We start from the raw sequence: 12,823 nt of genomic DNA, 5'->3' as shown, positions 1-12,823 counted from the left end.
ATCAGTCGAACACGATCCCCTGCGCCAACGGCAACTCGCGGGAGTAGTTCACGGTATTGGTCTGCCGGCGCATATAGGCCTTCCAGGCATCGGAACCCGATTCCCGACCACCACCAGTCTCCTTCTCGCCACCAAAGGCCCCGCCGATCTCCGCACCGCTGGTGCCGATATTGACGTTAGCGATGCCGCAGTCACTGCCCGCCGCGCTCTGGAAGCGCTCGGCCTCGCGCAGGTCGGTGGTGAAGATGCACGAGGACAGGCCTTGCGGCACTTCGTTGTTCAGGCGCAGCGCTTCGTCGAAATCGTCGTAGGCCATGACATACAGAATCGGCGCGAAGGTCTCATGACGCACCACCTCGGTCTGGCCCGGCATCTCGACGATGGCCGGCGCCACGTAATAGGCATTCGGGTACTGCTCGGCCAACTGGCGCTCGCCGCCAAATACCTGGCCGCCCTCGTCACGGGCACGGGCCAGGGCGTCCTGCATGGCCTGGTAGGACGCCTTGTCGATCAGCGGCCCGATCAGATTGCCTTCCCGCGGATCGCCAATACGCACCTTGCCGTAGGCGGATTTGACCCGGGCGACCACCTCGTCCTTCACCGAACGGTGCACGATCACCCGGCGCAGGGTGGTGCAGCGCTGCCCGGCAGTACCGACGGCGCTGAACAGCACGGCGCGCACGGCCAGGTCGAGGTCGGCACTGGGGGCGAGGATCATGGCGTTGTTGCCGCCCAGTTCAAGGATGCTGCGGCCGAAGCGCGCGGCGACCCGTGGCCCGACTTCGCGACCCATGCGGGTGCTGCCGGTGGCGCTGACCAGCGGCACGCGCGGGTCGTCCACCAGCGCCTGGCCCGCATCGCGATCACCGATGATCACCTGGCTCAGGCCAGCCGGCGCATCACCGAATTTCGCCAGGGCTTTCTCGAACAGCGCCTGGCAGGCCAGGGCAGTCAGCGGGGTCTTTTCCGACGGCTTCCACACCACGGCGTTGCCGCAGACCAGCGCCAGGGTGGTGTTCCACGCCCACACCGCGACCGGGAAGTTGAAGGCGCTGATGACGCCGACCACGCCCAGCGGGTGCCAACTTTCACGCATGTGGTGGCCGGGGCGCTCGGAGGCGATGGTCAGGCCGTAGAGCTGACGCGACAGGCCGACGGCGAAGTCGCAGATATCGATCATTTCCTGCACTTCGCCCAGGCCTTCCTGGGTGATCTTGCCGGCTTCCACCGAAACCAGCTCGCCGAGATCGGCCTTGTACTCGCGCAGCACTTCGCCAAACAGGCGCACCAGCTCGCCGCGACGCGGCGCCGGTACCGTGCGCCAGGCCTCGAAAGCCTGCTGGGCCTGGGCGATCTTCGCCCCTACGGCCGAGGCCGGCTCCAGTTGCACCGAGGCGATCACGCTGCCATCGATCGGGGTGTGAACGGGATGGTTGCCGTTGGTGTAGGCACTGGCCGGGACACCCAGGCGGTCAAGCAGTCCATCAACCATTTTGTTCTCCTGCAAGGCGGTGAAAGGTTGTAATCGTTGTTGGGGATCAGTATTAATCCGATCACTCTGGCGCAACAAACGACCTTTATTCCGCACATCATTCCGTCAGGTAATGATCTTTCGGCCTCTGGAGCCACCGCCATGTCCAAACGCCTGGTGCCATCGATGGCCGCCCTGCAATGCTTCGAAGCCGCTGCCCGACACCTGAGCTTCACCCGCGCCGCCGAGGAGCTGCACCTGACCCAGAGCGCGGTGAGCAAGCAGGTGGCGCAACTGGAGGAGATGCTCCGCCATCACCTGTTCCTGCGCATACGCCGCCGCCTGCAACTGACCCCGGCCGGCGCCCTGTACCTGGCCGAGGTGAACAAGATCCTCACCCAGGTCGACATGTCGAGCCGCTACATCATGTCCTACGGCGAGCAGACCGAAGTGCTCAAGGTCGCCACCCAGCCCAGCTTCGGCGTGCGCTGGCTGATCCCGCACCTGAAGGGCTTCGGCAAGCGCCATCCGAACATCCACCTGGATATCCGCAACGAAATGGAGCCGTTCTCCCTGCTCCAGGCCAAGGCCGACGTGGTGTTCTTCTATGGCCAGGGTACCTGGCCGGGGGCGACCTGCATCGAGCTGTTCGGCGAGGAGGTGCTGCCGGTGTGCGCGCCGGAGCTGTTGCAGGACCGTGCTCTGGGCGATGCCAGCGAGCTGTCGGACTTCGTCCTGCTGCAAAGCACCACCCGTCCGGAGGCCTGGCACGAGTGGTTTCTCGAACAGGGCCTGCACTCGCCCAACAGCTACCACGGCCCGCGCTTCGACACCTTCCATATGTGCCTGAGCGCTGCCCAGGCTGGCTGCGGCGTGGCCCTGGTGCCGAGTTACCTGGCCGAGGCCGACCTCGCCGAAGGCAAGCTGGTGGTGCCCTGGGCCCATCGCATGCGCAGCAACGGCGCGCACTTCCTGGCGTTCTCCGAACACGCCGCCGAAGTGCCCAAGGTGCGCAGCCTGGTGGACTGGATCGCCGAACAAGTAGCGGCGAGCAAGTCCTGAATTTACGGAATGACTGCTCGACTTTTTTTCGCTTGAAGTCGATCAGCATTCCTCGTTTTCATGTAGGGGTGCCCGACCACTCACCAGGAAGCTTGCGATGCCCGCTCAAGATTTCGTCAGCCCGGACCGCATCCGCGCGCGGTTCTCCGCCGCCATGTCGCTTATGTACAAGCAGGAGGTACCGCTCTACGGCACGCTGCTGACGCTGGTGAGCGAGGTCAACCGGCAGGTGATGGCGATGCGCCCGGAAGTCGCCGAGGCGCTGCGCTGGACCGGCGAAGTCGAACGCCTCGACCAGGAACGCCACGGCGCCATCCGCGTCGGCACGGCGGCGGAGCTGGCCACCATCGGCCGCCTGTTCGCGGTGATGGGCATGCACCCGGTGGGCTATTACGACCTCAGTTCCGCCGGGGTTCCGGTGCATTCCACCGCGTTCCGCCCGGTGCACGAGCAGGCGCTGCATATCAGCCCGTTCCGGGTGTTCACCTCGTTGCTGCGCCTGGAACTGATCGACGACCCGGCCTTGCGCGAGCTGGCCCGCTCCATTCTCGAGAAGCGGCAGATCTTCACCCCTCGGGCGCTGGAGCTGATCGCGCAGAGCGAGCGCGATGGCGGCCTGAACGAAGCCGATGCCAGCGCATTCGTCGAGGAAGCCCTGCATACCTTCCGCTGGCACCACGAAGCAACGGTCAGCGCGCAGCAATACCAGCAACTGCACGACCAGCACCGCCTGATCGCCGACGTGGTGGCGTTCAAGGGCCCGCATATCAACCACCTGACGCCGCGCACCCTGGATATCGATGCGATCCAGTTGGGCATGCCGGCGGCGGGCATTCCACCCAAGGCGGTGATCGAGGGTCCGCCTACCCGTCGCCACCCGATCCTGCTGCGCCAGACCAGCTTCAAGGCATTGCAGGAAACCATCGCCTTCAGCGATGCCGCAGGCAGTCATACCGCCCGTTTCGGCGAGATCGAACAACGTGGCGCAGCACTCACGCCCAAGGGCCGCCAGCTCTACGACCAACTGCTCGACGCCACCCGCGACGCGCTGGGCGGGGTGCCGGCGGAGAGCAATGCCGATCGCTACATGAGCCTGCTGGCCGAGCAATTCCGGGCGTTTCCGGATGACCTGCGGCAGATGCGCGAGCAGGGACTGGCGTATTTCCGCTACTTCCCGACAGAAAAGGGGCTGGCGGCGACGGAGCGACCGGACACCCTGGAAGGGCTGATCGAGGCGGGGCATATCCACTACGAGGCGCTGGTCTACGAGGATTTCCTGCCGGTCAGTGCGGCGGGGATCTTCCAGTCCAATCTGGGTGATGACGGGCAGGCGGAATATGGCAGCAATGCCAATCGCGAGGCCTTTGAGCAGGCCTTGGGCATGGGGGTGCAGGATGAGCTGGGGTTGTATGCGGAGAGTGAACGGCGCTCCCTAGCTGCCTGCGCCGAGGCCTTGAACCGGCCAAACACAGGCCCGGCCTGACAACATTTTTGCTCATGCCGGCCTCATCGCTGGCAAGCCAGCTCCCACAGGTCCGCGTGCACCGCAGCCCCGGTGGGAGCCGGCTTGCCGGCGATGAGGCCATCAGCAACAACCCAGTCCAGCGCTCAGTGACCTACGCGGAAGCGATCCACCTCTTCACGCAGCTGCCCCGCCAGCCCTTCCAGCTCCCGCGCAGTCGCGGCCAGATTGCTCGCCACTTCCCGCTGTTCACTGTTGGCCAGGGCGATGCTTTGCAGGTTGCTGCTGAGCAACGTCGCGGTGGAACTCTGCTCGTGGGTGGCGGTGGTGATCGAGGCGAACTGCTCGCCGGCACTGCGGCTTTGCTCGTCGATCCGTGCCAGCGCCTCGGCGACCCGGGCATTGCGCTCCAGGCCTTCGCGCATCAGGCGGTTGCCCTGCTCCATGGTGCTGATGGCATTGCCGGTCTGCTGCTGCACGCTGTCGATCATCACCGAGATTTCGTCGGTGGCCTGGCGGGTACGCGCCGCCAGGCTGCGCACTTCATCGGCGACCACGGCAAAACCGCGCCCTTGCTCGCCGGCCCGCGCGGCTTCGATGGCAGCATTGAGCGCCAGCAGGTTGGTCTGCTCGGCAATCGCGGTGATCACCCCGACGATGCCGCCGATTTCCTGGGAACGGGTACCCAGCACGTCGATCACCTTGGCGGTATCACCCAACGCCGCAGCGATCTGTTGCAGGGAGGCCGAGGCCTCGTCCATCGATGAACGACCGATACGGGTCTGCTGGGCGTTGTCCTGGGCCATGCGCTCGGTGTTGCCCATGCTGTCGGCGATGTTCAGCGAGGTGGCGCTGAACTCTTCCACCGCGCCGGCCATGCTGTTGATCTCGCCGGACTGCTGCTCCATGCCTTCATAGGCGCCGGACGACATGCCCGCCAGAGCATGGGCGCGATCACCCACCTGCTGCGCCGCCTCGCGGATGCGCAGGACCATGTTGGCCAGGGCATCGCCCATATGGTTGAAACTGGCGGCGAGCTGGCCGATTTCGTCGTGGCTGGTGACCTTCAGGCGCACATCCAGATCGCCGGCGCCAAGGGCTTCGGCCTGGTGCACCAGGTCGCTCAGCGGGCGCAGCTTACGGCGCAGCAGCCAGAGCGTGGCGCCCACGGCCAGCAGCATCGCCAGCAGGCTGCCGATGGCCAGGCGGGTACCGACGCTCCAGGTCACGGCGCGGATTTCCTTCTCGGGCATGCTCGCTACCACTGTCCAGGGGCCGCCGGCAAACGGCATGGCCACGCTGTACAACTCCTCGCTACCGTCGTCCCAGAACTGGCCTTGGCCGGGGCGCGCGGCCAATTGCGCGGCGATGTCTTCGTGGCCACTGGCACCAGCCGGGGCGACCAGCCACTGGTTCTTCTCGTCCAGCAGCGCCAGCGAGCCGGTCTGGCCGATGCGGAAGCGCTTGAGGTTGTCGAACTGGCTTTTCTGCGCGTCGGTGTAGTCGAAGCCGACGAAGAGGATGGCGATGACCTGGCCGCTGGCGTCACGCACCGGGGTGTACTGGGTCATGTAGAAGCGCTCGAACAGCAGCGCGCGGCCGACATAGGGCTGGCCAGCCATGATCCGCCCGTAGGCCGGGCTCTGCCGGTCGAGCAGGGTGCCGATGGCGCGGCTGCCGTCCTGCTTGGTCAGCGAGGTGCTGATGCGCACGAAGTCGTCGCCGCTGCGCACGAACACCGTGGCCACGCCGGCGGTCATCTGGCGGAATTCGTCAACCTCGCTGAAATCGTTGTTCAGCGCCTGGCCATCGAGGAACAGCCCGGGCGTGGCGACGCCGGCTACCGGAATCGAGGTCCCGGCCTGCAGGGTCAGGCCGTTGAAACGCTTCTCGAACAGACCGGCCAGGCGCTGGGTGCTTTCCCGCAGGGAGTCGTGGAAGGTGCCGAGCTGGTCGGCCAGCAGGCGCGCCTCGCTGGTCAGGTGTTCCTGGCGGGTGATCAGGTTGGCGTGGTCGAGGGAGCGCAGGGCGAACAGGGTACTGCCGGTGATGACGACGGCGAGTACGGCGGCAAGCGCAAGGCCGAGCTGCGAGGCAATCCGGGCACGGGGTCGAGACATGAAAACTCCTGGCGAACTGAGGCCGGGATCATCCTGATCGCGGGGCACGATGGGGCGGGTCACATGGGCCTCATCCCGGGCCCTTGGGTGATAGTTCGGCTTCGACCGGCATTACTTGAGTACAGGGCGCGGTTATTTTTCGCGCAAACGTTCATTCGCCGCTGTTGGCTGCATTTGCCCGCAGCGTTTCCACATCTGGCAGCTGCATTGCCCGTGCTTCGCCTTGCAGGAAGTCGCTCAGGCGCCGCAACCGTTCGCCACCGGGACGGGTGCGCGGCCAGACCAGATAGTAGTCCAGTCCGCTGGCTACCGCCGACGGCCAGGGCAAGCTTAGACGGCCCTGGGCGACATCCTCGGCAACCATCAGCAGATCGCCCATGGACACGCCATAGCCCCGCGCGGCGGCGATCATGCCCAGTTCGAGGGTGTCGAACACCTGGCCACCCTTGAGCGAGACCTGCTCGGTGAGGTCCATGCGCGCCAGCCAGGTGCGCCAGTCACGCTTGTCCGGGGTCGGGTGGAGCAGTTCGCAGGCGGCCAGCTTGTCCACGTTCCACGGGCCGTCCTTGAGCAACTCCGGCGCACCGACCGGCACCAGCCATTCGGAGAACAGGCAACTGACCTCCCAGTCCGGCGGGAAATGCCCGTCACCCAGGAGCACGGCGCAGTCGAAGGGCTCATGGTTGAAGTCGACATGGTCGACATCCATCCAGGCGCTGGTCAGTTGCACCTCGTTGCCCGGCTGCAAGTGGCGGAAGCGACTGAGGCGCGCCAGCAGCCAGCGCATGGTCAGGGTCGAGGGCGCCTTCATGCGCAGCACGCCTTCCTCGCTGCGCAGGGTGCTGCAGGCCCGCTCCAGGGCGCCGAAGCCCTCGCGCACGCCGGGCAGCAGCAAACGCGCCGCCTCGCTGAGTTGCAGGCTGCGGCCGCTGCGGATGAACAGGCGGCAGGCGAAATGCTCTTCCAGGGTGCGGATATGCCGGCTCACCGCGCTCTGGGTGATGTTCAGCTCATCGGCGGCGCGGGTGAACGAACTGTGCCGCGCGGCTGCCTCGAAGGCGCGCAGGGCATACAACGGGGGAAGACGCTGGGACATGGATGACCTCCGGAAGTCGCGATCTTCGCATGAGTTTTAGTCATGCCAGTGATCGTTTTTATCCTTTTGTGCGGGACTGCGCAAAGGTCGAGAATTGTGGGCTTGTCACACCATTCACCGAGGGATTCGACCATGCAGGCGGCGCCAACCCATGAACTCAAGGCACTGTTGCGGCTGGCCGGGCCGCTGATTGCCTCGCAGTTGGCGCACATGCTGATGCTGCTCACCGACACCCTGATGATGGCCAGGATCAGCCCCGAAGCGCTGGCCGGCGGCGGACTGGGGGCGGCGAGCTATTCGTTCGTGTCGATCTTCTGCCTCGGCGTGATCGCCGCAGTGGGCACCCTGGTCGCCATCCGCCATGGTGCCGGCGACAGCGAAGGCGCCACCCGCCTGACCCAGGCCGGGCTCTGGCTGGGCTGGGCCATGGCGCTGGTCGCGGCGCTGGTGCTGTGGAACCTCGGGCCGGTGCTGTTGCTGCTCGGGCAGACGCCCGGCAACGTCGAGAATGCCGGGCACTTCCTGCTCCTGCTGCCGTTCGCCCTGCCCGGCTACCTGACCTTCATGGCCTTGCGCGGCTTCACCAGTGCATTGGGACGCTCGTCGCCGGTGATGGTCATCAGCCTGGTGGGGACGGTGGTCAACTTCCTGCTCAACTACGCGCTGATCGAAGGCATGTTCGGCCTGCCCAAATTGGGGCTGGTGGGCATCGGCCTGGTGACCGCGATCGTCGCCAACTGCATGGCGGTGGCCCTGGCCCTGTATATCCGCCGGCATCCGGCCTATGCGCCCTACCCGATCCGCAGGAACCTGTCGCGCCCGTCCATACCCGCGCTGCGCGAGCTGTGGCGGCTGGGCCTGCCAATTGGCGGCACCTATACCGTGGAGGTCGGCCTGTTCGCCTTCGCCGCGCTGTGCATGGGGACCATGGGCAGTACCGAACTGGGCGCACACCAGATTGCCCTGCAGATCGTGTCGACGGCCTTCATGATCCCGGCGGGGCTGTCCTATGCGGTGACCATGCGCGTCGGCCTGCACTACGGCGCCGACCGCCTGCTGGCGGCGCGGCATGCCGGCCGGGTCGGGATCGGCTTTGGTGCAGCAGTGATGCTTGGGTTCTCGGTGCTGTTCTGGGTCGCGCCCGAGCCGCTGGTGGGCCTGTTCCTTGACCTGGAGGATCCGGCATTCGCCGGGGTGGCCCAGTTGGCAGTGAGTCTGTTGATGGTGGCGGCCTGGTTCGAGCTGTTCGACGGGATCCAGACGGTGGCAATGGGCTCGATTCGTGGGCTCAAGGACGCCCGGACCACCTTCCTGGTGGGCCTGTGCTGCTACTGGCTGATCGGCGCGCCAGCGGCCTGGGTGATGGCGTTTTCGCTGGGGATGGGCGCGGTCGGGGTGTGGTGGGGGCTGGCCCTGGGGCTGGCATTTGCGGCGGTGAGTCTGACGCTGGCGTTCGAGTGGCGGATGAAGCGGATGATTGGTGGGGTGGGGCTGGGGGTTCCGGTTCGGTCGTGAGGGCCTCATCGCCGGCAACGCCGGCTCCCACAGGTATCGCGAACACCGCCGGACCTTGTGGGAGCCGGCCGGGCGGCGATCCGATTGCCGGCGATGAGGCCCTCAAGGCTTACAGAGCAACCGGCCGTTGCGCCGCCGCCAGCAGCAGATACTCCACCAGCGGCTCGATCGCCAGCGGCTTGCTGATCAGGTAACCCTGCACCTGGTCGCAGCCGAAGCTGCGCAGCAGGTCCAGTTGTTCCTCGGTCTCCACCCCTTCCGCAACCACTTCCAGATGAAGGTTGTGCGCCAGGTTGATCATGGCGTGCACCAGTTTGCGGTTTTCCTCGCGCTCTTCCATGCCGCCGACGAAGCTGCGGTCGACCTTGAGCAAGGCGATCGGCAGGCTGTTGAGGTGGACGAAAGACGAGAACCCGGTACCGAAGTCGTCCAGCGAGAAACGCACGCCCAGGCGCCCGAGGGCATCCATGGTCTGCTTGACCAGGTCATTGCGGCGCATCACCGCTGTTTCGGTGAGTTCGAACTCCAGCCAGCGCGCATCGACACCGTGCTGGACGATCAGGCGGCTCAGGGTCGCCAGCAACTGGCTGTCCTGGAACTGGCGGAACGACAGGTTGACCGCCATGTGCAACGGCGTCAGACCGCGTTCGCGGAGAATCTGCATATCCCGCAAGGCCCGGGAAATCACCCAGTAGCCCAGAGGCACGATCAGCCCGCTCTGCTCGGCCAGCGGCACGAATTCACTCGGTGGCAGCAGGCCGCGTTCGGCATGGCGCCAGCGCACCAGCGCTTCGAGGCCGACGATGCGCCCTTCTTCCAGGTCCAGGCGCGGCTGGTAGTGCAGCTCCAGCTCGTCGCGGCGCAGGGCCCGGCGCAGTTCGCCTTCGAGGTCGGCGAGGCTGCGGGCGTTGCGGTTAATCCGCTCGTCGAAGATGTGATAGGTACAGCCGTGTACGCCCTTGGCCTGCTGCATGGCGATGTGCGCATGCCACATCAGCGGGTCGGCGCCGGCCTGGGCGCGGGCATGAGCGACACCAAGGCTGCAACCGATCAGCAGGCTTTCGCCATCGATCCAGTACGGTTCGGCCAGGGCCTCGACGATGCGCTCGGCCACCCGCTCGGCACGCTGCGGCTCGCGGCGGGTGTCGATGAGCAGGGCGAATTCGTCGCTGCCCAGGCGGGCGACGCGGTCACCGGCTTCCAACTGGCTTTTGAGACGACCGACCACTTGCAGGATCAGGCGGTCGCCACCCTGGTGGCCCAGGGCGTCGTTGGCGTGGCGGAAATTGTCGAGATCGAGATGACCGAGAGCCACGCCGCGGCCATCATTCTCGGCCAGGCGCGCGGTCAGCAGGGTCTGGAAACCCTGACGGTTGGCGATGCCGGTGAGCGGGTCTTCCTCGGCCAGGCGCTGCAGGGTGGCTTCCAGCACGCCGCGCTCGCGAACATGACGCAGACAGCGGCGCAGCGTGTCGCTGCCCAGTTGCCCGCGTACCAGCCAGTCGCTGACGCCCGGTGGCGCCTTCGCCGGTTCGGCGTCGAGCAACAGGATCATCGGCAGGTCGCAGCGCCCCGGCGCCGGCTGGCGGCCCGGCGTGGCCAGGACCACGGCATTGCGGTCGCGGGCGAACAGGCTGTCCACCGAATCCCAACTGGGAGCCGTCAGCAATACCGCCGAGCCCGCCAGCGGCAACAGAGACTCGCCGAGGGCAAGCGCCCACTCGGGCTCTTCCGCCAGCAGGAGCAAACGCAACGGTTCGGCAGGCGTAGACAAGCTCTCTCCTTAGTTAGCAGTACGCGAACGCAGTCTGGGTGCCGGGCGCATCATTGGTGACAGAGACGTCAATGTAAATGATTTTCACTTGAAATAAGTGTCGCCGAGGAAATCCATCCATTCGGGGGTGCATCCTGATGGAAAGTAGCAGAGCCGGCAAATTTAGATATTGTGCTGCATCACACTGTCAGACGGTCGCGCCATCACGGCGAAGCCCTGTTAAACTGCGCGGCTATTTTTCAGCCACCCCCGGTTTCCGTCATGTCCCGACTCAATCCCCGGCAGCAAGAAGCCGTGAACTACGTCGGCGGCCCGCTCCTGGTACTCGCCGGCGCAGGCTCCGGCAAGACCAGCGTGATCACCCGCAAGATCGCCCACCTGATCCAGAACTGCGGGATCCGCGCCCAGTACATCGTGGCCATGACCTTCACCAACAAGGCCGCGCGGGAGATGAAGGAGCGGGTCGGCACCCTGCTGCGCAAGGGCGAGGGCCGCGGCCTGACGGTCTCCACCTTCCATAACCTCGGTCTGAACATCATCCGCAAGGAACACGTGCGCCTGGGCTACAAGCCCGGTTTCTCGATCTTCGACGAAACCGACGTGAAAGCGCTGATGACCGACATCATGCAGAAGGAGTACTCCGGGGACGACGGCGTCGACGAGATCAAGAACATGATCGGCGCCTGGAAGAACGACCTGATCCTGCCCGCCGAGGCCCTGGAGAAGGCGCGCAATCCCAAGGAGCAGACCGCTGCCATCGTCTACACCCACTACCAGCGCACGCTCAAGGCGTTCAACGCGGTGGACTTCGACGACCTGATCCTGCTGCCGGTGAAGCTGTTCGAAGAACACACCGACATCCTGGAAAAGTGGCAGAACCGCGTGCGCTACCTGCTGGTGGACGAATACCAGGACACCAACGCCAGCCAGTACCTGCTGGTGAAGATGCTGATCGGCACGCGCAACCAGTTCACCGTGGTCGGCGACGACGACCAGTCGATCTACGCCTGGCGCGGCGCCCGGCCGGAAAACCTGATGCTGCTGAAGGACGACTACCCGTCGCTGAAGGTGGTCATGCTGGAGCAGAACTATCGCTCCACCAGCCGCATCCTGCGCTGCGCCAACGTGCTGATCTCGAACAATCCCCACGCCTTCGAGAAGCAGCTGTGGAGCGAGATGGGCCACGGCGACGAGATCCGCGTGATCCGCTGCAAGAACGAGGAAGCCGAGGCCGAGCGGGTGGCCATGGAGATCCTCAGCCTGCACTTGCGCACCGACCGCCCCTATAGCGATTTCGCCATCCTCTATCGCGGCAACTATCAGGCCAAGCTGATCGAGCTGAAGCTGCAGCACCACCAGGTGCCGTATCGCCTGTCCGGCGGCAACAGCTTCTTCGGCCGCCAGGAAGTGAAGGACCTGATGGCCTACTTCCGCCTGCTGGTGAACCCGGACGACGACAACGCCTACCTGCGGGTGATCAACGTGCCGCGCCGGGAAATCGGCTCGACCACCCTGGAAAAGCTCGGCAACTACGCCACCGAGCGCAAGATCTCGATGTACGCCGCCAGCGAGGAGCTGGGCCTGCGCGAACATCTGGACAGCCGCTTCACCGACCGCCTGCACCGCTTCAAGACCTGGATGGACAAGGTTCGCGAGCAGGTGGCCCTGGAAGATCCGATCGCCGCGCTGCGCAGCATGGTGATGGACATCGACTACGAAACCTGGATTCGCAGCAACAGCTCCAGCGACAAGGCCGCGGACTTCCGCATGGGCAACGTCTGGTTCCTCATCGACGCGCTGAAAAGCACGCTGGAGAAGGACGAAGACGGCGAGATGACCATCGAGGACGCCATCGGCAAGCTGGTACTGCGCGACATGCTGGAGCGCCAGCAGGAAGAGGAAGAAGGCGCCGAGGGCGTGCAGATGATGACCCTGCATGCGTCCAAGGGCCTGGAATTCCCCTACGTGTTCATCATGGGCATGGAGGAAGAGATCCTTCCGCACCGCTCCAGCATCGAAGCCGACACCATCGAGGAAGAGCGCCGCCTGGCGTACGTCGGCATTACCCGGGCCCGGCAGACCCTGGCCTTCACCTTCGCCGCCAAGCGCAAGCAGTACGGCGAGATCATCGATTGTTCGCCGAGCCGCTTCCTGGATGAGCTGCCGGAAGACGATCTGGCCTGGGAAGGCCTGGACGACGCACCGGTTGAGGTCAAGGCGGCACGCGGCAATACGGCGCTCGCCGATATCCGCGCCATGCTCAAACGGTAGATAATCACCCTTTCAATCGCCCTGGCCCATGCCGGGGCCTTTTGCTTACATC

8 protein-coding genes and 1 pseudogene are annotated in these 12,823 nt (G+C 65.4%); 4 read left to right on the top strand and 5 right to left on the bottom strand.

The features are described 5' to 3' along the window. Position 1: 1 nt before the first annotated feature. On the bottom strand, positions 2 to 1,492 hold the full coding sequence (amaB, locus tag ACODSK_RS03010) for an L-piperidine-6-carboxylate dehydrogenase (RefSeq protein WP_489013772.1): 1,491 nt from the start codon (positions 1,490 to 1,492) through the stop codon (positions 2 to 4). Positions 1,493 to 1,633: 141 nt separating this feature from the next. Here amaB and ACODSK_RS03005 point away from each other — a divergent pair, with 141 nt between their 5' ends. Together ACODSK_RS03005 and hglS are read left to right on the top strand one after the other, a co-directional pair. After that, positions 1,634 to 2,533 (top strand): LysR family transcriptional regulator, encoded by a 900-nt coding sequence (locus ACODSK_RS03005; RefSeq protein ID WP_489013770.1) that lies wholly within the window; start codon positions 1,634 to 1,636, stop codon positions 2,531 to 2,533. Positions 2,534 to 2,630: 97 nt separating this feature from the next. Then, entirely contained in the window at positions 2,631 to 4,016 is a 1,386-nt protein-coding gene (hglS, locus tag ACODSK_RS03000; RefSeq protein ID WP_489013768.1) for a 2-oxoadipate dioxygenase/decarboxylase HglS, read from the top strand. Positions 4,017 to 4,141: 125 nt separating this feature from the next. On the opposite strand, the gene ACODSK_RS02995 is transcribed toward hglS, so the two are convergent. From ACODSK_RS02995 to ACODSK_RS02985, 3 genes and pseudogenes are all read right to left on the bottom strand, one after another. After that, positions 4,142 to 4,873: a methyl-accepting chemotaxis protein gene (locus ACODSK_RS02995; protein ID WP_489014054.1), complete on the bottom strand. Its 732-nt coding sequence runs from the start codon at positions 4,871 to 4,873 to the stop codon at positions 4,142 to 4,144. Positions 4,874 to 5,008: 135 nt separating this feature from the next. Further along, positions 5,009 to 6,115: pseudogene (locus ACODSK_RS02990) on the bottom strand (Cache 3/Cache 2 fusion domain-containing protein); the annotation flags it as partial. A 151-nt stretch (positions 6,116 to 6,266) separates the two neighbouring features. Continuing rightward, entirely contained in the window at positions 6,267 to 7,211 is a 945-nt protein-coding gene (locus ACODSK_RS02985) for a LysR substrate-binding domain-containing protein (RefSeq protein ID WP_489013766.1), read from the bottom strand. A gap of 132 nt (positions 7,212 to 7,343) precedes the next feature. Between ACODSK_RS02985 and ACODSK_RS02980 the strand changes: the two genes are divergently transcribed. Next, on the top strand, positions 7,344 to 8,726 hold the full coding sequence (locus tag ACODSK_RS02980) for a NorM family multidrug efflux MATE transporter (protein WP_489013765.1): 1,383 nt from the start codon (positions 7,344 to 7,346) through the stop codon (positions 8,724 to 8,726). A 109-nt stretch (positions 8,727 to 8,835) separates the two neighbouring features. Here the strand turns inward: ACODSK_RS02980 and ACODSK_RS02975 are convergent, their stop codons facing one another. After that, the gene (locus ACODSK_RS02975; protein ID WP_489013763.1) at positions 8,836 to 10,500 is read right to left on the bottom strand and encodes a putative bifunctional diguanylate cyclase/phosphodiesterase; all 1,665 of its coding nucleotides are present in this window, start codon (positions 10,498 to 10,500) and stop codon (positions 8,836 to 8,838) included. Positions 10,501 to 10,761: 261 nt separating this feature from the next. On the opposite strand from ACODSK_RS02975, the gene rep reads away from it, so the two are divergent. Then, complete coding sequence (gene rep / locus ACODSK_RS02970) at positions 10,762 to 12,771, top strand: DNA helicase Rep (RefSeq protein ID WP_489013761.1); 2,010 nt, start codon at positions 10,762 to 10,764, stop codon at positions 12,769 to 12,771. The last annotated feature ends 52 nt before the right edge of the window (positions 12,772 to 12,823 follow it).

The sequence above is a fragment of the Pseudomonas sp. FG98 genome, from assembly GCF_057808595.1.
This window is presented reverse-complemented; position numbering and strand designations above follow the sequence as displayed.